Origin of the sequence: Bacillus sp. N12A5 (assembly GCF_026790125.1) — a bacterium.
Lineage (GTDB): Bacteria > Bacillota > Bacilli > Bacillales > Bacillaceae > Bacillus.
Window position 1 is genome coordinate 25,831 of the sequence record NZ_JALAMR010000015.1, and the last position, 22,177, is coordinate 48,007.

Consider the following 22,177-nt stretch of genomic DNA (forward strand, 5'->3'; position numbering starts at 1 on the left):
CTCCTTTTTTCGTAATATGGTGTGTTATTACCCACTGACATAATCGGCAAACAGCTGAATGTGCCGGGCGGATTTTTTTCTTGCCCAGGTGCGGCTATCATCTTTTGTCAGGCGGACTCATACATTAGAGATAAGTCCAAGTAGGGGGGATTCGGTTGAACGCGGAGGAGAAAAAAGGATTACAGCGGGCAATTGAGGAAATTACCGAAATTGCAAAGGGATTCGGCCTTGATTTCTACCCGATGAGATATGAAATCTGCCCGGCTGAAATTATTTATACATTCGGCGCGTACGGGATGCCGACAAGATTCAGCCACTGGAGCTTCGGCAAGCAGTTTCACAAAATGAAGCTGCATTATGATCTTGGATTAAGCAAGATTTATGAGCTGGTTATTAACTCAGATCCATGCTACGCTTTTTTGCTGGACAGCAACTCATTGATCCAAAATAAATTAATAGTCGCTCACGTTCTCGCCCACTGTGATTTCTTCAAAAACAACTGCCGCTTCCAAAACACGAAGCGCGATATGGTGGAAAGCATGGCGGCAACGGCTGAACGGATTAAGCACTATGAACAGGTTCACGGGATAAAGGAAGTCGAGGCTTTTTTAGATGCGATCCTATCGATTCAGGAGCATATCGATCCATCTTTGGTCCGCCCGAAGCTCTTATGGAGCGTGGATGATGAAGATGAGGAGATTGAAGAGGCGGCGACGCCGTATGATGATTTATGGGCTTTGGATGAGAAGAAACCAAAAAAACAAGTGAAGAAATCGAAAAAATCGTTCCCGCCTCACCCGGAAAAGGATATTCTGCTTTTTATCGAGGAGCATTCCAGGGAGCTTGAGCCATGGCAACGTGATATTTTAACGATGATGAGAGAGGAAATGCTTTATTTCTGGCCTCAGCTTGAAACAAAGATAATGAATGAGGGATGGGCTTCCTATTGGCACCAGCGAATCATACGTGAGCTTGATTTAACCTCAGATGAAGCGATCGAGTTCGCCAAGCTGAATGCAGGTGTCGTCCAGCCGTCCAAAACAGGCATCAATCCTTATTATTTAGGGCTGAAAATTTTTGAAGACATTGAGGAGCGGTATAACAACCCGACGGAAGAAATGAAGAAAATGGGCGTGCAGCCTGACTCGGGCCGGGAGAAAATGTTTGAGGTCAGGGAAATTGAATCAGATATCTCTTTCATCCGCAATTATTTAACGAAAGACTTGGTGATGCGCGAGGACCTTTATTTATTTCAAAAGCAGGGCAGAGATTATAAAGTCGTTGATAAAGAGTGGAAATCGGTGCGAGACCAGCTTGTGAGCATGCGGGTAAACGGCGGTTTTCCATATTTGACAGTAAACGACGGCGATTATATGAAAAATAATGAGCTCTATATTAAACATTGGTATGAGGGCATAGAGCTGGATTTGAAATATTTGGAGAAAGTTCTCCCTTATTTATTTCAGCTTTGGGGAAGAAGCGTGCACATCGAGTCTGTGCTTGAGGATAAGGAAGTCGTGTTTTCATATGACGGAAAAGGCGTTCACCGCAGGTACCTATAAAAAAGAGGATGCAGTATTCTGCATCCTCTTCAGCATGCGATAAACCCCCGCATTCGTGGTCAAGGCTGTTCAATCATGTTGGAAAGATGAGTTTCCTCATCCTCTTTATTTTCCTGTTTTCAAAATCTTAAAGATGATGTTTGCCTGGTCGGTATTGTTAATCAGTCCGCGGAATTTTTCTTTTCCGGGGCCGTACGCGTATATCGGCACTTCCTCGCCGGTATGATCGGTACTCGTCCAGCCGCTGTTAGATCGTTTGTTCAAAATCTTGATGATGGCTTTGTAGGCGCCTTTGTTCTTGTCAGCCTGGGCTGCTGTTTCAACACTTTTGATTTCTTCAGTTGTGAAGTCAAGGTCAGTATAGCGGGCAAGCACATCTTTTGCCGGTTTGCCCTCATTGATTTTCTTTGCCATAAATTCAGGTGTTTTTTTCGCAGCGAGAATCGGCTCCGCGTGCCAATTCTTTTCACCGTTTGCGCCAATGGTAAATCCGCCGGTCGTATGGTCAGCAGCTGCAATGACAAGCGTGTGCTTGTCTTTTTTCGCAAAATCAATTGCGGCTTTATAGGCCTGTTCAAAATCTTTAACCTCACTCATGGCTCCTACAGTATCATTGTCATGGGCTGCCCAGTCAATTTGGCTGCCTTCAACCATTAAGAAAAATCCTTTTTTATTTTTGTTCAGACGGTCAATGGCTGAAACTGTCATGTCTTTCAGAGACGGTGTTTTGCTGTCACGGTCGAGCGCTTTATCAAGCCCTCCGTCTGCGAAAAGCCCAAGCACCTGCTGATCTTTATTTTTCTTCAGCGCTTGTTTTGTTGTCACATAGCTGTAGCCAGCTTGTTTGAATTCCTTCGTCAAATTTCTGTCCTTACGGTTAAAATAAGATTTTCCGCCGCCGAGCAAAACGTCTATTTTTTGTTTGCCTTTTATTTTGTCATCCATATAGCTGTTGGCAATTTGGTCCATGTTTTTCCGTGATTCGTTGTGGGCGCCATATGCGGCAGGGGTGGCATGGTTAATTTCAGATGTTGCGACGAGCCCGGTCGATTTGCCTTGCTGTTTGGCTTCTTCAAGCACAGACTTCACCTTTTTTCCGTTTTTATCGACGCCAATTGCATTGTTATATGTCTTAACACCTGTTGCCAATGCAGTTCCGGCTGCAGCTGAGTCAGTAATATTGTAGTCAGGGTCATCCGGGTGCGTCATCATCATGCCTGTCAAGTTCCGGTCAAATTCAGTTAGTTTCGGATTGTTCGGTGTTTCGCCATTATTTTTCATGGAGCGGTAGGCGTTTATGTATGATGCTCCCATGCCGTCACCAACCATCACAATGACATTTCTGATCTCATCGTTGTTTTGTTTTGTTGCGCTGGCTTTTTCGGTCTGCTGCAGTTCTGCACTGGCGAATATGCCGGCTGTAAGCACGGAAACAGCTGCGATGGGCACAAGTTTTGATTTCATGTTTTGAAACAAACTCATTTTTTGAAGGCCTCCTTTAATGTGTTCTGTTTATCATGTTAGGGAAATTTTGTTAACATCAGCTATTGATCATGTAAACATTAAGTAAAGCATTGTTAGGAAAAGAAAACGTCGTTTCGTTATTTTGCCTTATTTGGTTCAAAGCATTCATTTTTTCAGAAAAATCTTTACCTCTCTGTCCTTGCATGATATGTTTGTTTAAATAAAAAAACTGCGGTTCACCGCAGCTTTCCTCGAATACTCCTTAACACCCATTCTTCCAATATGAGATTTAACTCCGAAAGTTATTCATTTATTTCCTTTAAGTTGAAAAATCACCCAAATCACATGACAAAACGACTCGTTTTTTGTCACCTTTGAAACGAAAATGAAATATTTTATACCCTTAAAAACTTTTTTTTAGAACGAATAATTAAGAAATTTGTCACATGAAGTCAAGACTATTTCTGTTGGGAATCTATCCTTATAATAGAAAGCAATAAGATTAATTAAAAAAAGAGACAAATATATAGAGATATAAATATTTGGGGAGGAACATATGAAAAAGCAAATCATTACAGCTACGACAGCAGTTGTTTTAGGATCGACATTATTTGCAGGAGCGGCATCTGCACAAAGCATCAAGGTGAAAAAAGGCGACACATTATGGGATCTTTCAAGAAAATACGACACAACGATCAGTAAAATTAAATCAGAGAACCACCTTCGTTCAGACATCATTTACGTAGGCCAGACTTTATCGATTAACGGCAAATCTTCAAGTTCCAAAAGCAGCAGTTCTTCTTCTTCCTCTACATACAAAGTAAAGAGCGGAGACAGCCTTTGGAAAATTTCAAAAAAATACGGCATGACAGTCAATGAACTGAAAAAACTGAACGGCTTAAAATCTGATTTGCTTCGTATTGGACAAGTCCTGAAACTGAAAGGTTCAACAAGTTCAAGCAGCTCCAGCTCATCAAAAGTGTCATCATCTTCAACTTCTACATATAAAGTGAAGAGCGGAGACAGCCTTTCTAAAATTGCGAGCAAATACGGCACGACAGTTAGCAAATTAAAAAGCTTAAACGGCTTAAAATCAGATTTAATCTATGTCAACCAAGTATTGAAGGTGAAAGGAACAAGCACTAGCAGCTCAAAACCTGCTACTTCTTCATCATCTTCAAGCAGCAAAGCATCATCTACTACATCACTTAATGTGAGCAAGCTGGTTTCTGATGCAAAAGCGTTAGTCGGCACGCCATATAAATGGGGCGGAACGACAACTTCCGGCTTTGACTGCAGCGGATTCATCTGGTACGTACTGAATAAACAAACAAGTGTGGGCAGAACAAGCACTGCGGGATACTGGAGTTCTATGAAGAGCATTGCCAGCCCGTCTGTTGGTGATTTCGTCTTCTTTACAACATATAAATCCGGCCCTTCTCACATGGGGATTTACATTGGAAACAATAGTTTCATTCATGCAGGATCTGACGGCGTACAAATCAGCAGCCTGAACAACAGCTACTGGAAGCCTCGTTACCTCGGTGCGAAAAGATTCTAATTGTTAGAAGAAACCCGTTCATTGGAACGGGTTTTTTTCATTAGACGAATCACAGCCGTTTTGGTTGCTCCTAAAAATGAAAATGTGACAAAAAATCCAAGAATTTTTTTTCTTTCTTATTTTCATAAAGGGCAATCGCGTAAGCGCCGGCATAGGGCAGCTGCACAGATTGATAGGGGATTCTGATCATCTGTTTCTCTGCCAGCTCACGCTTTACTGTGGATAAAGGCAGAAAAGAAACGCCGAGTCCTTCCTTGATAAACCGTTTCGTTATATGTGTTTGAGTGACTTTCATTGTTCTCACAAATGGAAATGTCACTCTGACTTGACGGAGCAGGTCGTCCCAGTAATCAGGATGATTGTGGGTCAAAAGCAGGTATTGATCGAGCACCTCTTTGGCATCAATTTCTTTGTCTGCCATGAAACGCTGATCGGGCGGGGCAACAAGGACAACAGGGTCTTTATATAAGCAGTGGCAGGTTAAGGAGGAAGACTGTACCTTTAAACAGCTCAGCCCGATATCTGCTTCCCCGGCTTTAATCAGTGATGCGATTTCTGTAGATTCAAATATTCTTACAGCAATTTCTGTCTCGGTATTCATTGAAGTGTACCGTTTCATAACAGATGGAAGCACAGTATCGGCAATAAGCGGAGAAACCGCGAGCTGTAAGGTTTGAGAGTAGCCTTGTCTGACTCTATGAAGCTCTGCCATGCTGTTTTCGTAATCGTCAAGAAGCCTGAGTGCATACGGCAAATACGCCCTTCCTTCATCAGTCAGCTGGATCTGTCTGCCTTTTCGCTCGAACAGCTTGCAGCTGATTTCTTTTTCTAATTGCTTGATATGCACGGTCACAGTGGGCTGAGATAAAAAAAGCGTTTCCGCTGTTTTTCGAAAGTTTTCATATTTCGCAGCGCTCACAAAAGTATGAAGCCATTTGAAATCCATGTCTATTCTCCCTCTGATTAATATTTTTAATTAATTTCCTTTAAAATATTCATTATTTTTTAAATATTATATTTACTATAATAACAGAAAAGGATAGGGGGAATACAAATGGTACATTACGGATTAAAGGGAATTACATGTGCAGAAACATCCATCAGCCATATTGATGGTGAAAAAGGCCGTCTGATTTACAGAGGGCATCATGCAAAAGACATCGCACTGAATCACAGCTTTGAGGAAGCAGCGTATTTGATTTTATTTGGGAAACTGCCGTCATCTGAAGAATTGCAGACATTTGAAGAGAAGCTGGCTGCGGAGCGGCATCTGCCTGAACATATTGAGCGTTTGATTCAGTCACTGCCAAACAACATGGACGACATGTCGGTGCTGAGAACGGTTGTTTCTGCATTAGGGGAAAATACGTACACGTTTCATCCAAAAACAGAAGAAGCGATCCGGCTGATTGCAATCACGCCTTCCATCATTGCATACAGAAAACGATGGACGCGCGGTGAGCAAGCAATTGTGCCATCTTCCCAGTACGGACATGTCGAAAACTACTATTATATGCTTACAGGTGAACAGCCTTCAGAGGCTAAAAAGAAAGCGCTTGAAACCTATATGATTCTGGCCATGGAGCACGGCATGAACGCATCCACTTTTTCGGCACGGGTCACATTATCGACAGAGAGTGATTTAGTGTCAGCCGTCACGGCTGCACTCGGCACGATGAAAGGGCCGCTGCATGGAGGGGCACCTTCTGCGGTGACAAAGATGCTTGAAGACATTGGAGAAAAAGAAAATGCTGAAGCATATCTGAAAGAAAAACTCGAAAAAGGAGAGCGCCTGATGGGATTCGGCCACAGGGTGTACAAGACGAAGGACCCGAGGGCAGAAGCATTGAGACAGAAAGCAGAAGAGGTGGCTGGCAATGACCGTGATCTTGATCTTGCGCTGCATGTAGAAGCAGAAGCGATTCGTTTGCTTGAAATCTATAAACCGGGACGCAAGCTTTATACAAATGTTGAATTTTATGCGGCGGCTGTCATGAAGGCAATTAATTTTGACGATGAATTGTTTACACCGACCTTTTCAGCAAGCCGAATGGTAGGGTGGTGCGCCCATGTGCTCGAACAGGCAGAAAACAACATGATTTTCCGTCCGTCAGCGAAATATACTGGCGCCATTCCTGAAGAAGTTCTTTCATAACATATTTTCCCGTTTAGCCGCTTCTATGACGTGGTAACGTTTTATATCAACCACATGTCTAGGAGTGAAGAATTATGAATTCAATGGATAGACAAGCAGAAGGACAAGAACCGCAGCATCAGGACAGACAGCCGGGCATTGAGTCAGAAATGAATCCGCTGCCTCTGTATGAGGATGAGGATTATCAAGGAAGCGGAAAACTGAAAGGAAAAGTCGCGATCATTACCGGAGGCGACAGCGGAATAGGGAGAGCGGCAGCTATTGCGTTTGCTAAAGAAGGCGCTGACGTCTCCATTCTTTACTTAGACGAGCATTCGGACGCAGAGGAAACACGTAAGCTGATCGAAAAGGAGAATGTCAGCTGCCTGCTTATCCCGGGAGATATTGGAGACGAGAATCATTGTGAACAAGCTGTACAGCAAACAGTGGACCATTTTGGTAAACTAGATATTTTAGTGAACAACGCCGCTGAGCAGCACCCGCAGGACAGCATTCTCAATATTTCAACAGAACAGCTGGAAAAAACATTTCGCACAAACATTTTTTCCATGTTCCATATGACGAAAAAAGCTTTGCCTCACCTGAAAGAGGGAAGTGCCATTATTAATACGACATCGATTACCGCTTATGAAGGCGATACGGCGTTAATTGATTATTCCAGCACAAAGGGTGCGATTGTCTCCTTTACACGATCCATGGCGATGTCGCTTGCGGATAAAGGCATCAGAGTGAATGCGGTGGCGCCCGGCCCGATTTGGACACCGCTTATTCCGGCTACATTCCCGGAGGAAAAAGTGAAACAGCACGGGTTAGATACTCCAATGGGAAGACCGGGGCAGCCAGTTGAGCATGCAGGCGCCTATGTCCTGCTGGCATCTGATGAATCTTCCTATATGACAGGCCAGACCATTCATGTGAATGGCGGGCGATTTATTTCAACATAATGAACGAAAACCAGCAATCATGCTGGTTTTTTTGTGTTAGTAAATATTTCAAAATAAAAAATTTGTCGATTTTTCTAAAAATTTTGTTTTCATTTTTGTGTTTTTATATATAATATTGAGTAGGAGAAAGGAATGATTCGCCGCTGGTACAAATATAGTAGAAAAAAAGAAAAATGACCATTGTTGCTCATGAATTCAGAAAATTCAAATAAAATATATAGAAATAGATTATCAGTCTAGGAGTTGAAGGGGAATGAAAGGGAGCGTATTTAGGAAGAAAAGCATTCAGGATTTAATTGCTGCAACAAGCGGTGAGAAATCTTTAAAAAGAGAATTAGGGGCTTTCGACTTAACATTGCTTGGAATCGGAGCCATTATCGGCACAGGGATTTTCGTACTGACAGGGACGGGTGCAGTCACTGCTGGTCCCGGATTGACCGTTTCATTTGTTGTGGCGGCCCTGGCTTGTTTATTCGCGGCCCTGTCTTACGCGGAATTTGCCTCAAGTGTGCCGGTTTCAGGCTCGGTGTATACATTCACTTATGCCACATTGGGAGAGCTTTTGGCCTTCATCATCGGATGGGATCTAATTTTAGAGTACATGCTGGCGGTAAGCGCGGTGTCGGTCGGCTGGTCCGGTTATTTTCAATCGTTTTTATCAGGGCTCGGCATTCATTTACCGGTTGCTTTAACAGCGGCGCCTGGGGCGGTAAAAGGCACATTTACCATTTTTAATCTGCCTGCATTCGTGATTGTGATGGCGATAACGTTTTTGCTTTATTTAGGCATTAAAGAATCAAAAAGAGTCAACAACATCATGGTGATTTTGAAAGTGCTGGTCGTTCTTCTGTTTATCGCGGTGGCAGCGGTTTATGTGAAGCCGGATAACTGGCAGCCGTTTATGCCGATGGGCTTTGGCGGCGTATTCAGTGCAGCGGCACTCGTATTCTTTGCTTTTATCGGATTTGACGCTGTATCCTCTGCTGCGGAAGAGACAAAAAACCCTGCGAAGGATCTGCCTAAAGGTATTATTTTCTCCTTATTGGTTTGCACGATTTTATATGTCACTGTATCAGCGATCATGACAGGGGTTATCCCGTTTGCCCAGTTTGCGGGTGTGGATCATCCAGTTTCTCTCGTCCTTCAAAGCGCAGGTCAAAATTGGGTGGCAGGCATCATTGATATCGGCGCCGTTTTGGGAATGACAACAGTTATGCTCGTGATGCTTTATGGGCAGACACGCGTCATGTTTGCCATGTCGCGTGACGGACTGGTGCCGGGCTCACTCTCTAAGGTGCACCCAAAGCACAAAACGCCGTATGTGGCCACTTGGTTTTTCGGAACGATGTCGGCGCTGCTTGGCTCACTTGTTCCGCTGGATGAACTTGCAAAGCTGGTAAACATCGGAACGCTGTCAGCGTTTGTGCTGATTTCTGTGGCGGTCATCGTCTTGAGAAAGAAACAGCCTGATCTTCCGAGAGCCTTTAAATGCCCGGGGGTTCCAGTTATCCCAGGCCTTGCGATTGTATTCTGCCTGTTCTTAATTTTAAATCTTGGATGGGTGACGATTGTCCGCTTCCTTGTGTGGCTGTTAATCGGCTTGGCAATTTATTTTCTGTATTCAAGAAAGCATTCAAAATTAAATCAATAATCTTGTGATCAAGAGAGCGGCCAATCAGGCTGCTCTCTTTTATGTTCTTGGCAAATGAATCTATAGAAATGAAGACAAAAATAAGAGATAATATAGGCTGGAAAGGAAGTGACTTTATTGTCTGAGCAAAAACCAGTCCAATGGGCTTCGAAAATCGGTTTCGTCATGGCAGCCGCCGGCTCGGCTATCGGCTTGGGCGCAATTTGGAAGTTCCCTTATGTAGCGGGGACCAATGGAGGAGGCGCCTTTTTTCTTATCTTTGTGTTATTTACCGTCCTTTTAGGCTATCCGCTATTAGTGGGAGAATTTATTTTTGGAAGACGGAACCAGACGAATGCCATTGATGCATATAAAAAAGAAGCGCCGCGAACCGCTTGGTTTCTTACAGGATGGGTCGGCGTAGCCGCATGTTTCTTAGTGCTGTCGTTTTACAGTGTAATCGGAGGATGGATTTTGCTGTATATCGTAAAAACAGCGTCAGGTTCACTGTCCGGGCTTACCCAAGAACAGTATGGCGCTCTTTTTGCTTCTATTATCCAAAATCCGGTGCAGACGCTCGCAGCTCAGCTTGTTTTTATGGTGCTGACTGTCATCGTTGTCGCCAGAGGGGTCCAAAAAGGGATTGAACGGGTCAGCGCGGTGATGATGCCGATTTTGTTTTTATTGTTTATTCTGCTCGTTCTTCGGTCTCTCACGCTTGATAATGCGATGGAAGGCGTGAAATTTTTGCTTGTGCCTCATTTCGGCGATCTGACTCCGGAATCCGTATTATTCGCACTGGGACAGGCCTTCTTTACGTTAACGCTGGGGGTCTCGGTGATGGTGACTTACAGCTCCTACTTGCCGAAAACACAAAATGTCCCTCGATCGGCAGCCTCCATTGTCATGATGAATATCATTGTGACTTTATTGGCAGGTTTGGCCATTTTTCCGGCGGTTTTCTCTTTCGGTTTTCAGCCAAACGAAGGTCCGACATTGCTGTTTACGGTGCTTCCGGCAGTTTTTGAACAGCTTCCGTTCGGCACGTTGTTCTTTATTGGCTTTCTCGTTGCGTTTTTATTTGCAGCCCTAACCTCCGCTTTTTCGATGGTGGAGATTATTGTAGCCACGATTGGAAAAGGGGACGAAAAGAAGAGAAAAAAACTTTCATGGACGAGCGGGCTTTTGATCTTCTTGGTCGGAATCCCTTGCTGCTTGTCTTATGGCGTATTGAGCGATGCCGTCATTTTTGATAAAACGTTTTTTGATATTGCCGATTTTACCGTCAGCAATGTGTTGATGCCATTAGGCGCTCTGTTAATTTCTCTATTTATTCCGCTCAAAATTCCGAAACATGAGCTCTTGGCAGAAATGAGAAACGGATCGCATGCAGGAAAAGCATTCTTTTATACATGGTTTTATTTGCTTCGTTTTATCGTACCGCTGGCCATTATTATCGTATTTTTAAATTTAATTGGAATTTTATCATTTTAAACAACAGGCTCCGTTCCAGGAGCCTGTTTTGATTAACAAGACGGTATCAGCGGAGTCCATGCTGTTTGCAGTTTTTGAATGCCGAGCCTGATATTCTCTTCAGACAACCCGCCATAACCGATTAAAACAGAAACAAATGGCGGCCTTCCTTTATAAGAAGGGGATACGGGGTAGATCGTCACGCCGTTGTCGGCGGCAGCTTTAATTGCTTCTTCTTCACTTGCCGGAAACAAAAGCCGCAGCAGGATATGAAGCCCGGAGTTTTTTCCGAGAACTTCCACGCTGCTTCCTAATTCAGACCGAATGGCTTCTAACAGGACAGCATGTTTTTTTCGGTATAAGGCTCTCATTCTATTTACGTGCTTTTGCCACTCTCCGCTTTCGATGAAGTCTGCCAGTGCCAGTTGAGAGTGGGAAGAGACCGTTTGTTTCAATAAATGAGCGTTTTTTCTGACCGGTTCCATGAGTGCAGGAGGCAAAACCATATAGCTGAGCCGCAAGGAAGGAAGCAGTGATTTTGAAAACGTGCCGAGATATATCACTCTGCCATTTGGATCAAGCCCCTGCAAAGACGGAATGGGCTGGCCGCTGTAACGGAATTCTCCATCATAATCATCCTCTATAATGAACGTATTTGCCTCTTTTGCCCATGCCAGCAGCTCCTGTCTGCGGGTTATCGTCATAATGCTCCCGAGCGGAAACTGATGTGAAGGAGTCGTATACATAAGATATGGATTCTGGCGTTTAAGTTCATCCGGCAGGACGCCTTCTTCATCAGTACATATAGGAATCACATTCATGTGATTTGCTTCAAACATCCTTCTTGACCGGTGAAATCCCGGTTCTTCAAAACCGATTTTTGTTCCTGGATCAAGCGTTAGACAAAGAATTTGCAGAAGCGCGGTGGTTCCTGCGCCGATGACGATCTGCCCGGGCTCGCAATGTACTCCTCGTGACAGCCTGACAAAACGGGCAATCATCTGCCGAAGTTCAGGTTCTCCTTGAGGATCACCGGAAGTGTGAAACGATTTCGAATAACGATCCAGACTTTTTACTATGCTTTTTCCCCATGCATTAAAGGGGAAGCTTGCAGGGTCAACATTGCCTTGGTGAAAATCAATAGCAGGCGCGCTCTCTTTATGTAAAGCCTGCTGCATGGACTGCTGAAAATGTGCAGGAGCAGCCGGGAAATCAGCTTCAACTTCCGCCGCGAACCAGCCGATTTTTGGTTTGCTTTTGACATAGCCCTCAGCTGTTAATTGTTCGTAAGCACGTTCGATTGTTGCCGTACTGACACCGAGCAAGCCGGAAAGCCTGCGTTTTGACGGAAGTTTTGTTCCCTTCGTGATTCTCGCATGTGAAATTTCTTGTTTAAAAAAAGCATAAAGCTGCTCATACAACGGTGTTTTGCTTTTTTTATCTAGAAACGGCGTGATATCCATTGCATGTCTCCTTTTTATCTGGCATGGTCATTTTTTCTGTTATTGGCTATTTGGCAAATGCCATTTATCAGCTATGATCATTGTAACGAAAGGAGAGGGGAATGAGAAGATGATTCATATGAAACAATTAACCACAAAAGAAGAATGGGCCGAGTCGTATCCGGTCATGAATGAATTGAGAACAGATTTGGATAAAGAAACGTATTTACAAAGACTTGAAGCCTGTGTGAGGAAAGAATCTTATATGCTGTTTGCTTTATATGAGGACACAGCAATAAGAGCGCTGTGCGGCGCGCTGCCGAGGGTTTCCATTCATCAAGGAGAGTACCTATGGGTTGCGGATCTTGTTACAACTGCGCCTTGCCGATCAAAGGGCTACGGCAAAATGCTTTTGCATTATGCTGCAGACTGGGCGAGAAAAGCCGGATTTGGCTCTGTCAGTCTTTCATCTGGCCTTCAGCGCAAAGACGCACACCGATTTTATACAGACAAAATGGGTTTTACTATTGAAAGCTACTTGTTCAGAAAGCAGGTGTAATCAAAAAAGACGCCTCTTCAGGCGTCTTTTGCTTTTAAAAGCCAAACTGTAAATTGGTATCTACAGAAACAATGGTGTACACACAAATAATCACAAAGAGATTAAGGACGACACCGAGCAGGCCGGGGCCTGTGCGCCCTCTCTTGATGAAAAGCTCAATAATGCCAAACGGAACGGCAGCCATGGCGAACGGAAGCATTTGATAGGAATAAAATGTGACATTGCTGATAATGGCCAAATTCAGCAAGAGCAGGGACAGAACCGCTGTCCCGACAGAGATCCAGCCGAATACATTGTGTTCTTTAAAAATTCTTACCAGTTCCATAATTCCACCTCGCCGACATTCGCTGATTTTACAGATTTGTTTTTCAGCATGCGCTGGATTTCCTTGGTTGGCCCTGTAACGACCGAACCGTATACATTGACACCGTTTTTCTCTACATAATCCAATCGGTTATCCACTTTCAGGTCTTTTCGTTTTGAAATGACCTGCGCCCATTTTTCGTGCTTGGACATGAACGTCAGGGCGTTGATAAACTGATCGCCATTTGACTTGCCTTTTGAATTAAGCGCAGCCAAGAACTTTGAATCCTTTCCAGGATAGCCAAGCGGCTCTGAGTAAGCTGTCTCATTTGTGTTTTTCTCCGTTTCAATTGCATTCCACAAAAAGCTCACATCATAGTCTTTGAACTTGTTATACACTTCTTTTGTCGGATATGCCCGGTCATATGAAAGATAGACCTCGGATACCGTTCCTTCAGGCAATGTCTTTAATGTTTTTTCTGCTTTTGCCGTTGTTTGTTCAGACGCATGTGATGGATGTGTAAAGTAATGGCCGGTTTTATTCACTTCTAAGTCATAATAGTTAACAGCCGGCGCCTTCACTTTATTATAAAACATCTCCACCCGTTCATTTCCCACTGCGACCGTCTTCGTGCCAATTTGTTTTTGCAGCGGGAATTCCGTATTCATGCCAAACAGCTTCACTTGGCTTTTCAAACCGGATGTATCAACAAGTACATTCGGCATGGTCAGGGCTACAGTGACTGCGGCGGTTTCCATAAACTCATTGCCGGTGCTGTGTTTACCTCCCATTCCGTAATAGAGGTAGCTTCCCAGCGTGCAAAACGGCAAAATCATTAAGGTCGAAATAACGGCTAGCACAGAAATTCGCAAATAAGACTTGCGTTTTCCATAGGCTAAAATCGCTTTTTGTTTTTCGGGACTGATGCTGACATCCCATTCGTTATCGTCCTCAAGCTCGCTGTCAATCAGCTCCTGATACACTTCGAGCTTCTCAAGTTCTTCCTCAAATGCGGTCATTTCCTGATCGCTCATTTCTCCGTTTTTATATTGATCAAAACGCTTTTTAAATTCTTCATTCATCATTAACACCTCTATTATAAAGTGCTTTCAGCCGCTGTCTGGCACGAAATAAAACACTTTTAAAATTCGCCTCTGAAATATTCATAATATGGGATGCTTCTTTGTAATTTAGCTCTTTTAAATAATATAGCGTTAAGGCCTCCCGATAATTATCGGGGAGCTCGGACATATAACCAGTCAGCACTTCCTTTATCTCTACCTGATGGGCAGGGCTCTGAACAGCATTTTGAAAGAGGCTTCCGATCAAATCATCAGAAATGGTTACTTCTTTCTTATGCTTTCTGACGTAATCAATGAAGGCGTTTCGCGCCACTTGAAAAAGCCAGGGCTTTACTTTGCTGTGATCATAGGAGTGAATGTGTATGTATGCCCGCATAAAGGTTTCCTGCAGCAAGTCTTCGGCAAGATGCTTGTCTTTTGTCATGGAGAGCAGGAACCTGTAAACATCATTCATGTACATTTGGTAAATTTCATCGATCGTCACTGCCTTTTCTCCCCTCTATGTTATACACGCATAAGAAAGGTTTAAAGTTGCACATTACATGCAAACGGCTTTTTTATACCTAATCAAACACCATTTATATATAGTAACCAAAAATGGCCGCAAAAGATAGTACTGAGAAATGTTTAACATTTTTACCAGCGGGGAATAGATAGTGAAAAAGTGAAGGAGTGGCACAATGGAATATACCAGTATAGCAGACACAGGATTCAAAGCCTCAAGAATCGGCCTTGGCACATGGGCAATTGGCGGAACCATGTGGGGAGGCACCGACGAAAAAACATCAATCAACACAATCCGCGCCGCTCTTGATCAGGGAATCACACTGATTGACACCGCGCCGGCTTACGGCTTCGGGCAGTCCGAGGAAATCGTCGGGAAGGCGATAAAGGAGCACGGCAAAAGAGACCAGGTGATTCTCGCAACGAAAACGGCTCTGGACTGGAAGAACGGCCAACTGTTCCGCCATGCGAACAGGGCGAGAATTATAGAGGAAGTCGATGATTCTTTGAAACGGCTTCAAACAGATTATATTGATCTTTATCAGGTGCATTGGCCCGATCCGCTTGTGCCAATTGAAGAAACGGCGGAAGTCATGAAGGAATTATATGATGCTGGGAAAATCCGCGCGATTGGCGTCAGCAATTTTTCAGTTGAGCAAATGGATACATTTCGCGCCGCTGCACCGCTTCATACGATTCAGCCGCCCTATAATCTGTTTGAAAGAGAAATGGAAGAGAATGTCCTTCCGTACGCGGAAGACAAACAGATCACAACTTTATTATATGGCAGTCTATGCCGAGGGCTGTTAACAGGCAAAATGACAGAAGAGTATACATTTGAGGGTGATGATTTGCGTAATCATGATCCAAAATTTCAGAAGCCGCGGTTTAAAGAGTATCTTTCTGCTGTTAATCAATTGGATGAGCTGGCGAAGACACGCTATGGAAAATCAGTGATTCACTTAGCCGTCAGATGGATTTTAGATCAGCCGGGCGCGTCGATCGCCCTTTGGGGGGCAAGAAAGCCTGAGCAGGTAGAAGCTGTAGCTGAAATTACAGGCTGGACGCTAAGCAGCGAGGATCAAAAAGACATCGATACCATATTAAAAAATACGATATCAGACCCGGTCGGGCCGGAGTTTATGGCACCGCCGACCAGGGAGGAAATATAACAAAAGCTGAGGGCCGATCCTCAGCTTTTTGGCGTTTTAACCGGAGAAATCTTAAAAATTAGTACCAGGTAATAAAAAATATTGTTATAATAGATAGCAGAAAGAATCATTGATTACGGCAAAGGAAGTGCGATATGTATAAGTTTTGTGCAAATGTTCTAAAAGCTATTCTTTCTCTACGCGGAGGAGTGAAGGTATATAACAAAGAAAACCTTCCGGCAGATTCAGGTTTTGTCATCGCGTGTACTCACTCGGGCTGGGTTGATGTTATCACTCTCGGAGTCGGGATTCTTCCTTATCAAATTCATTACATGGCAAAAAAAGAGCTGTTTCAAAATAAATGGATCGGCGCTTTTCTGAAAAAAATTCATGCCTTTCCGGTAGATCGGGAAAATCCCGGGCCAAGCAGTATTAAAACACCGATTAAGCTGCTGAAAGAAGGAGAGATTGTCGGCATCTTTCCAAGCGGAACAAGAACCTCTGAGGACGTGCCTTTGAAAAGAGGCGCGGTGACAATTGCGCAAATGGGAAAAGCGCCGCTCGTTCCCGCTGCTTATAAAGGGCCTTCAAGCGGAAAGGAATTGTTCAAGAAAGGAAAAATGAAGCTCATTATCGGTGAGCCTCTGCAGCAAGCTGATTTTGCCCACCTGCCGTCAAAGGAAAGACTGGCAGCGATGACAGAGGCCTTGAATAACAGTATTAAAGAGCTCGAAAAGAAACTGGAGCAGCTATAATCCATCAGTCCTGCCACACACTGGTTTCCCGATTGTTAATAAGTTCCTCTTCAATGAGCTATACTAATTGAGGAATTGATTATTGGGAAAGGTTACAGAAAATGAAAAAAATCATTGTAGTAGGGGCTGGAATTCTGGGAGCGTCAACAGCATATCAGTTAGCCAAAATGGGGGCCGAGGTTCTTGTGATCGATCGGAAAGATAAGGGACAGGCCACCTATGCAGCAAAAGGCATTATTTGTCCGTGGCTGTCACCGAGGCAAAATCAGGCGTGGTACAGGATGGCAAGGGCAGGGGCACACTTTTATCCCTGTTTCATAGAGGAGCTCAGAAAAGAAGGCGGGAAAGAAACAGGTTATGCTCCTGTTGGTGCTTTGAGTATTCATCATGAGAAAGAAAAGATTGAGAAAATTGAAAAACGGGTGCAAGAACGTAAACGAGCTGCCCCGGAAATCGGTGAGATTTCTTTTCTTTCTGGAATAAAAACCGCCCGCATGTTTCCGCTGCTGGCTAAACAATACCATTCCATTCATATAAGCGGCGCCGCCCGAGTAGACGGCGAAGTGCTCCGAGATGCATTAGTGCGTTCTGCTCAAAGAATGGGCGCCGTTTTTTTAACAGGCGATGCGAAGCTCCAATATCATTCGAAACGAGTGACAGGAGTAACCGTCGGTGATGATCGTTATGCTGCTGACGAGGTGATTGTTTGTGCCGGTGTATGGGCAGACGAGTTGCTGGCGCCTTTAGGCATTCGTTTTAAAGTAAGTGTGCAAAAAGCGCAAATCATATATGTGCAGATTCCGGAGGCAAACGATATAGACACTTGGCCTGCTGTGATGCCGCCTTCTAAGGAATATCTGTTAGCTTATGCTGATAATAGAGTGGCTATCGGAGCGACTCGTGAAGATCATATAGAAGGACATGATGTGCGGATAACGGCTGGCGGGCTGCAGGAATTGTTGAACAAAGGTTTAGAAATGGCCCCGGGTTTAGCTAACAGCACCTTTCTAGAGGCAAGAGTCGGCTTACGTCCTTTTACACCAGGTGATGTGCCGGTCATCGGACCTCTTCCCGGCTGGGAAGGGATAATAGCAGCAAATGGCCTTGGATCGTCCGGCCTGACAATGGGACCCTATATGGGACAACAGCTGGCGAAGATGGCTCTCAAAATGGAAGTAGATATCAATTTAAAGGATTATGATATCAAAAAAGCAGCAGAAGTTCAGTGAACATCTGCTGCTTTTTTTGTTTTAAATGTTTGACAATGACAGCTGATCCTCAGGCAGTGCTTTAAGTGAGCCATCATTGTTTAACACATTGCGCCATGTATAACGCGGTTCATAACCAAGGATCTTTTTCGCTTTATCGATTGCCATCAGTGTTTCATAACCTTTTATATCTCTCTTTAAAGAGACATCTGGGAAAAACCGCTTAACTAAGTCTTCGCTCGGTTCTTTCATAATGGTATCCGGTGCAGTAATATGGAAGACATCATTTCCGAGATTGTTTTTTTCGACTGCAAGAAGGCAAGCCTGTGCAGCATCTCTGACATCACAATAGGCCCATGCATTTTTCTTTTGAATATCCTTTTGCTGCTCGTTCCAGTGCATGCCGGGAATTTTTTCGTACTCATCGGGCTCATATATATTCGCAAAACGAAGAGAGACAATTTGTGTATTGGTAAGCTTTGAATACATGTCTGAGAGGATTTCAGTCAGCCGTTTCGCCATGGCGTACGATGATTTTACGATCGTCGGGTGCTCCTCGTCTACAGGAAGGTAGCTGAGCTCTTTCGGGACAAACGGATATCCCAGCACCGTTTCACTTGAAGCCCATACCAGCTTAGGGATCTTAAAATCTTTACAGGCTTCCAGCACATTAAAATTGACGAGCATATTATTTTCAAATATCGCTTGGGAGGTATTCCTGACATCGGTCGGAATATTCCCGAGGTGGACCACGGCATCACAGCCCATAATAAGCTGACATACCTGGCCATAATCCCGCAAATCTGCTTGAATAAATTTTTTCGATGCTGATTCTTCTCTTAATAATCGATCTGACGCTGTCACATCATGGCCGGCCTCCAATATTGCTCTTACGGCCCAACGCCCTATTTTGCCTGCTGCTCCAGTTACGACTACTTTCATGTTTTCACTCCTTTTTCTCGCTGTTAAATGGAATTCAGTCCCTGATTAGAATTCCCGGGGATTGCGGTTTTATTAGCAGCAGTTTTCAGAATAGGGAGGTTAACACAAAACATAATAAAAAAGACACCTCCATAAAAGGTGCCTTTTTACATTACGCTTCTTTCGGTTCTCCGGCTTCGATCAGCTCTTCTATCGCGAGCTTTTTCACTTCGATATAAGCGACGTGGTGGCCGTCGATTTCGTTAATGATAAATTCACAGCCTTCTTCGATGATAGAATCGTCTTTTTCAACATCATATTTTTGGGTAAGGAACCAGCCGCCGATCGTATCGACTTCTTCGTTCTCTAAATGAATGCCGAGCAGGTCATTTACTTGGTCGATTAACACTTTCCCGTCAAGAATGTAATGGTCTTCGCCGATTTTGCGGATTTCGTTAATTTCATCAATATCAAATTCATCGCGGATTTCGCCGACGATTTCTTCGATAATGTCTTCAACCGTCACAAGCCCCGCAGTCCCGCCGTATTCATCAGACAGGATGGCCATGTGGACTCTTTCTTTTTGCATTTTGACAAGCAAATCTTGGATCGGCGCAGATTCAATAACATGAATGATCGGGTTGACGAATTGAGAAATGGTTGAATCAACAGAAACCTCGCCGCTGATGCAGGCGGTCAGCACTTCTTTAATATTAATAACCCCGATAATGTTATCTTTATCGCCTTCTTCCACTGGGTAACGGGTATATTTTTCAATCTGAATGATGTCCATCATCTCAGAAATCTTGATATCATGCGGAAGACTGACAATCTCGGTCCGCGGAATCATAATTTCTTTCGCGAGCCTGTCGTCGAATTCAAAGATTTTATTCACATATTTAAACTCTGACTGGTTAATTTCACCGCTTTTATAGCTTTCAGATAAAATGATTCGCAGCTCTTCTTCAGAGTGAGCCAGTTCGTTTTCTGAAACAGTTTCCAGGCCAAATGCTTTTGTCAATAACCGTGCGGAATTGTTCAAAAGCCAAATGAACGGGAACATAATGCGGTAAAACCAAATCAGCGGTTTCGCAAACAGCATAGACACTGCTTCCGCCTTTTGGATAGCGACTGTCTTAGGTGCAAGTTCTCCGACAACAACGTGCAGGAACGTAATAATGGCATACGCAAAAATAAACGATATGACATGTGAAAGGGATCCTGGAACGTTCATTTGTACGAAAAGCGGGTGAAGCAGCCTTTCAATCGTTGATTCACCTAAAACCCCTAATCCGATGGAAGTCAATGTAATTCCGAGCTGACACGCAGATAAATATTCATCAAGATGCGTGGTCACTTTTTTTACGGCTATTGCTGCTTTATTTCCTTCCGCGATCAGCTGATCAATCCGTGAGCCTCTGATTCTGATAATGGCAAACTCAGATGCCACGAAAAATGCCGTCAGGGCGATTAAAACAGCGACTAAAATCAAATTCACTATGTCCAATTAGAACCTTCACTCTAGCAATGAGAATGAAGGTAACACCTCCTGTTAGATAAATTAGTTTTAACGTAACAGCAGCATAAATGATTGGAACACGGCGAGCTTTTCAGGCGGGAGCTTGCTTTTCAGCTTGTCACGATCCTCAGGCTTCAGCCGTTCAAACCGATGCAAGATTCCGGAGATGTTTTGATTCATATGATCAATTTCTAATGCCAGATTTCCAATTTCATCATCAAGTTTAGCTGAAGAGGGAAACTGGTTCTCCAGTCGATCTTTTATATCGGACAGGGCCAATCGCTGCTTCTTGCAATCTACAATAAATATGAGTCGTTTGAGTGCATTTTCATCGTAGTAACGGTAATTTGAACAGGATCTGGCCGGCGTAAGCAGACCGAGATTTGTATAATAATCAACTGTTCGTTTCGTTACTCCGGCAAGTGCCGCTAGTTCACTGATGCGATAAGTCTCAGCCCCATCTATATCCCTCCCAACCATCACGTTATAGTTATGAGAATAGTTTAATATATGAAGGGTGTCTTGCACAAGTTTATTGTTTTTTGCCAGACGGGGGCCGGAGCTGTGGAATTCATATTCTGATTGAAGTAACATGTAAAGATAGAATTTTCAAATTTTTGATGGAGAAGGGACAGATGAAATTGGCTGGGTTATCCCGGGAAATTGAAGAGAACTTAAATAAAGGATCATGGATTCGCAAGCTGTTTGATGAAGGCGCAAGACTAAAGAAAGAGTACGGGGATGACCAGGTATTTGATTTCTCAATCGGCAATCCGGTTGTTGAACCGCCTGAAGCTTTTAAGAGGGCATTAATAGAGGAGGCCGAAAAAGGCAATCACGGATACATACAAAACCAAGGGCTCCCCGCTGCAAGAGAAAAAGTTGCGCAATTTCTGGAGTCCCGTTTTGCAGCCGAGTTCTTGGCAGAACGTGTCGTCATGACGGTGGGCGCGGGCGGCGCATTAAATGTCGCGCTCAAAAGTATCGTAAACCCTGGTGAGGAGGTCATTATTCTCGCGCCTTATTTTGCCGAGTATAAATTATACATTGAGAACTACGGGGGAAAGGCTGTCAGCTGCCCGTTGACGGCCCGGTTTGAGATTGATATTGAAGCGGTAAGGCAATCGATCACTCCACAGACGAAAGGGCTGATTCTCAATACACCGCATAACCCCACAGGCACTGTTCTCAGCCAGAAAAATATAGACGATTTAGGCGCTTTATTAAAAGAAATAGAAGAGAAGAGCGGCCAGCCGATTTATGTGCTGTTTGATGAACCGTACAGTCAATTAATCTATGATGAAGAGCTGGCAAATCCGTTTCAATCGTACCATCGTGTGATATTGGCCAGCTCATTCAGTAAAGATCTCGGCATAGCCGGGGAGCGGCTCGGGTATATCGGATTGGACAGCCGAATGCCGGATGCGGACCTTTTGATCAACGCTTTTGTGTATTGTAATCGAACGCTTGGATTTGTGAATGCCCCTGTCATGATGCAGCGGGCTGTGGCAAGAATGGATGATTTAAGAGTAGACGCAAGCGCTTATAAAGAGCGCAGGGATTTAATGGTCGACATTTTAAAAGAAGCCGGTTTTGAATTTGAAATGCCGAAGGGTGGTTTCTTTGTTTTTCCGAAATCGCCAATTGAAGATGAAGTCGCCTTTTGCGTGCATGCCGCCCAAAAATACAGACTATTAATCGTGCCGAGCAGCGGTTTTGGAATGAAAGGGCACTTCCGTTTGTCCTTCAGCGTGCCAATCGAGCAGATCAAAAAGTCACGGGATATTTTTGTATCCTTATATAAAGATTTTGTGTAGGAAAGCAAAGAAAAAGAAAACGGCTTTGAATGCTGTTTTCTTTTTTTTAATATCCACAAAATCTCTCAATTAAAGCCTGCCCCATGACAAAAGTCTAAAAATTAGAAATCATTTTTGGAATGAGTT

20 protein-coding genes are annotated in these 22,177 nt (G+C 43.9%); 11 read left to right on the forward strand and 9 right to left on the reverse strand.

The annotated features are described in order from the left end of the window. Nucleotides 1-155 precede the first annotated feature (155 nt). Nucleotides 156-1,562: a stage V sporulation protein SpoVR gene (spoVR, locus tag MOC09_RS15480; RefSeq protein ID WP_268359230.1), complete on the forward strand. Its 1,407-nt coding sequence runs from the start codon at nucleotides 156-158 to the stop codon at nucleotides 1,560-1,562. Nucleotides 1,563-1,667: 105 nt separating this feature from the next. On the opposite strand, the gene MOC09_RS15485 is transcribed toward spoVR, so the two are convergent. Then, nucleotides 1,668-3,044, reverse strand: a complete 1,377-nt coding sequence (locus MOC09_RS15485) for an alkaline phosphatase (RefSeq protein WP_268359228.1) — start codon at nucleotides 3,042-3,044, stop codon at nucleotides 1,668-1,670. Between the two features lie 538 nt (nucleotides 3,045-3,582). On the opposite strand from MOC09_RS15485, the gene lytE reads away from it, so the two are divergent. Continuing rightward, on the forward strand, nucleotides 3,583-4,587 hold the full coding sequence (gene lytE, locus MOC09_RS15490; RefSeq protein ID WP_268371044.1) for a peptidoglycan endopeptidase LytE: 1,005 nt from the start codon (nucleotides 3,583-3,585) through the stop codon (nucleotides 4,585-4,587). A gap of 70 nt (nucleotides 4,588-4,657) precedes the next feature. On the opposite strand, the gene citR is transcribed toward lytE, so the two are convergent. Next, nucleotides 4,658-5,533, reverse strand: a complete 876-nt coding sequence (citR, locus tag MOC09_RS15495; RefSeq protein ID WP_268359221.1) for a transcriptional regulator CitR — start codon at nucleotides 5,531-5,533, stop codon at nucleotides 4,658-4,660. Between the two features lie 108 nt (nucleotides 5,534-5,641). Here citR and citA point away from each other — a divergent pair, with 108 nt between their 5' ends. From citA to MOC09_RS15515, 4 genes are all read left to right on the forward strand, one after another. Further along, complete coding sequence (gene citA / locus MOC09_RS15500; protein ID WP_268359219.1) at nucleotides 5,642-6,742, forward strand: citrate synthase CitA; 1,101 nt, start codon at nucleotides 5,642-5,644, stop codon at nucleotides 6,740-6,742. 74 nt (nucleotides 6,743-6,816) lie between these two features. After that, nucleotides 6,817-7,686: an SDR family oxidoreductase gene (locus MOC09_RS15505; RefSeq protein WP_268371046.1), complete on the forward strand. Its 870-nt coding sequence runs from the start codon at nucleotides 6,817-6,819 to the stop codon at nucleotides 7,684-7,686. Between the two features lie 253 nt (nucleotides 7,687-7,939). Next, on the forward strand, nucleotides 7,940-9,337 hold the full coding sequence (gene bcaP / locus MOC09_RS15510) for a branched-chain amino acid transporter BcaP (protein WP_268359214.1): 1,398 nt from the start codon (nucleotides 7,940-7,942) through the stop codon (nucleotides 9,335-9,337). A 117-nt stretch (nucleotides 9,338-9,454) separates the two neighbouring features. Continuing rightward, entirely contained in the window at nucleotides 9,455-10,810 is a 1,356-nt protein-coding gene (locus MOC09_RS15515) for a sodium-dependent transporter (protein ID WP_268371047.1), read from the forward strand. 32 nt (nucleotides 10,811-10,842) lie between these two features. Here MOC09_RS15515 and MOC09_RS15520 read toward each other — a convergent pair whose 3' ends face one another. Beyond that, nucleotides 10,843-12,252: a PLP-dependent aminotransferase family protein gene (locus MOC09_RS15520; RefSeq protein WP_268371049.1), complete on the reverse strand. Its 1,410-nt coding sequence runs from the start codon at nucleotides 12,250-12,252 to the stop codon at nucleotides 10,843-10,845. Between the two features lie 109 nt (nucleotides 12,253-12,361). On the opposite strand from MOC09_RS15520, the gene MOC09_RS15525 reads away from it, so the two are divergent. Next, a complete protein-coding gene (locus MOC09_RS15525; RefSeq protein ID WP_268359209.1) occupies nucleotides 12,362-12,790 on the forward strand; it encodes a GNAT family N-acetyltransferase in 429 nt (142 codons plus the stop codon). A gap of 34 nt (nucleotides 12,791-12,824) precedes the next feature. On the opposite strand, the gene MOC09_RS15530 is transcribed toward MOC09_RS15525, so the two are convergent. From MOC09_RS15530 to sigM, 3 genes are read right to left on the reverse strand one after another with little or no spacing between them, the layout of a single operon-like run. After that, nucleotides 12,825-13,115, reverse strand: a complete 291-nt coding sequence (locus MOC09_RS15530; RefSeq protein ID WP_268359207.1) for an anti-sigma factor — start codon at nucleotides 13,113-13,115, stop codon at nucleotides 12,825-12,827. Next, entirely contained in the window at nucleotides 13,103-14,179 is a 1,077-nt protein-coding gene (locus MOC09_RS15535) for an anti-sigma factor (RefSeq protein WP_268359206.1), read from the reverse strand. The genes MOC09_RS15530 and MOC09_RS15535 overlap by 13 nt, the downstream gene beginning before the upstream one ends. Next, nucleotides 14,169-14,660: an RNA polymerase sigma factor SigM gene (gene sigM, locus MOC09_RS15540; protein ID WP_003224177.1), complete on the reverse strand. Its 492-nt coding sequence runs from the start codon at nucleotides 14,658-14,660 to the stop codon at nucleotides 14,169-14,171. Before sigM ends, MOC09_RS15535 begins: the two co-directional genes overlap by 11 nt. 196 nt (nucleotides 14,661-14,856) lie before the next feature. On the opposite strand from sigM, the gene MOC09_RS15545 reads away from it, so the two are divergent. The 3 genes from MOC09_RS15545 (at nucleotide 14,857) to MOC09_RS15555 (ending at nucleotide 17,815) form a co-directional block, all read left to right on the forward strand. After that, nucleotides 14,857-15,852, forward strand: a complete 996-nt coding sequence (locus MOC09_RS15545) for an aldo/keto reductase (RefSeq protein WP_268359205.1) — start codon at nucleotides 14,857-14,859, stop codon at nucleotides 15,850-15,852. A 134-nt stretch (nucleotides 15,853-15,986) separates the two neighbouring features. Next, entirely contained in the window at nucleotides 15,987-16,586 is a 600-nt protein-coding gene (locus MOC09_RS15550) for a 1-acylglycerol-3-phosphate O-acyltransferase (protein WP_268359203.1), read from the forward strand. A gap of 101 nt (nucleotides 16,587-16,687) precedes the next feature. After that, on the forward strand, nucleotides 16,688-17,815 hold the full coding sequence (locus MOC09_RS15555; protein ID WP_268359202.1) for an NAD(P)/FAD-dependent oxidoreductase: 1,128 nt from the start codon (nucleotides 16,688-16,690) through the stop codon (nucleotides 17,813-17,815). A 21-nt stretch (nucleotides 17,816-17,836) separates the two neighbouring features. On the opposite strand, the gene MOC09_RS15560 is transcribed toward MOC09_RS15555, so the two are convergent. The 3 genes from MOC09_RS15560 to cueR form a co-directional block, all read right to left on the reverse strand. Continuing rightward, on the reverse strand, nucleotides 17,837-18,736 hold the full coding sequence (locus MOC09_RS15560; protein WP_268359201.1) for an NAD-dependent epimerase/dehydratase family protein: 900 nt from the start codon (nucleotides 18,734-18,736) through the stop codon (nucleotides 17,837-17,839). A 151-nt stretch (nucleotides 18,737-18,887) separates the two neighbouring features. Continuing rightward, nucleotides 18,888-20,222: a hemolysin family protein gene (locus MOC09_RS15565; protein ID WP_268359199.1), complete on the reverse strand. Its 1,335-nt coding sequence runs from the start codon at nucleotides 20,220-20,222 to the stop codon at nucleotides 18,888-18,890. Between the two features lie 60 nt (nucleotides 20,223-20,282). Next, nucleotides 20,283-20,714: a Cu(I)-responsive transcriptional regulator gene (gene cueR / locus MOC09_RS15570; protein ID WP_268359250.1), complete on the reverse strand. Its 432-nt coding sequence runs from the start codon at nucleotides 20,712-20,714 to the stop codon at nucleotides 20,283-20,285. 155 nt (nucleotides 20,715-20,869) lie between these two features. Between cueR and MOC09_RS15575 the strand changes: the two genes are divergently transcribed. Then, the gene (locus MOC09_RS15575; RefSeq protein WP_268359197.1) at nucleotides 20,870-22,051 is read left to right on the forward strand and encodes a pyridoxal phosphate-dependent aminotransferase; all 1,182 of its coding nucleotides are present in this window, start codon (nucleotides 20,870-20,872) and stop codon (nucleotides 22,049-22,051) included. Nucleotides 22,052-22,177: the final 126 nt, after the last annotated feature.

Bases quoted from the DNA above. Each gene is read 5' to 3' on its own strand.
- MOC09_RS15485 (WP_268359228.1), bottom strand. From the start codon at position 3,044: ATGAGTTTGTTTCAAAACATGAAATCAAAACTTGTGCCCATCGCAGCT.
- lytE (WP_268371044.1), top strand. From the start codon at position 3,583: ATGAAAAAGCAAATCATTACAGCTACGACAGCAGTTGTTTTAGGATCG.
- citR (WP_268359221.1), bottom strand. From the start codon at position 5,533: ATGGATTTCAAATGGCTTCATACTTTTGTGAGCGCTGCGAAATATGAA.
- citA (WP_268359219.1), top strand. From the start codon at position 5,642: ATGGTACATTACGGATTAAAGGGAATTACATGTGCAGAAACATCCATC.
- MOC09_RS15505 (WP_268371046.1), top strand. From the start codon at position 6,817: ATGAATTCAATGGATAGACAAGCAGAAGGACAAGAACCGCAGCATCAG.
- bcaP (WP_268359214.1), top strand. From the start codon at position 7,940: ATGAAAGGGAGCGTATTTAGGAAGAAAAGCATTCAGGATTTAATTGCT.
- MOC09_RS15520 (WP_268371049.1), bottom strand. From the start codon at position 12,252: ATGGATATCACGCCGTTTCTAGATAAAAAAAGCAAAACACCGTTGTAT.
- MOC09_RS15525 (WP_268359209.1), top strand. From the start codon at position 12,362: ATGATTCATATGAAACAATTAACCACAAAAGAAGAATGGGCCGAGTCG.
- MOC09_RS15530 (WP_268359207.1), bottom strand. From the start codon at position 13,115: ATGGAACTGGTAAGAATTTTTAAAGAACACAATGTATTCGGCTGGATC.
- MOC09_RS15535 (WP_268359206.1), bottom strand. From the start codon at position 14,179: ATGATGAATGAAGAATTTAAAAAGCGTTTTGATCAATATAAAAACGGA.
- MOC09_RS15545 (WP_268359205.1), top strand. From the start codon at position 14,857: ATGGAATATACCAGTATAGCAGACACAGGATTCAAAGCCTCAAGAATC.
- MOC09_RS15550 (WP_268359203.1), top strand. From the start codon at position 15,987: ATGTATAAGTTTTGTGCAAATGTTCTAAAAGCTATTCTTTCTCTACGC.
- MOC09_RS15555 (WP_268359202.1), top strand. From the start codon at position 16,688: ATGAAAAAAATCATTGTAGTAGGGGCTGGAATTCTGGGAGCGTCAACA.
- MOC09_RS15560 (WP_268359201.1), bottom strand. From the start codon at position 18,736: ATGAAAGTAGTCGTAACTGGAGCAGCAGGCAAAATAGGGCGTTGGGCC.
- cueR (WP_268359250.1), bottom strand. From the start codon at position 20,714: ATGGTTGGGAGGGATATAGATGGGGCTGAGACTTATCGCATCAGTGAA.
- MOC09_RS15575 (WP_268359197.1), top strand. From the start codon at position 20,870: ATGAAATTGGCTGGGTTATCCCGGGAAATTGAAGAGAACTTAAATAAA.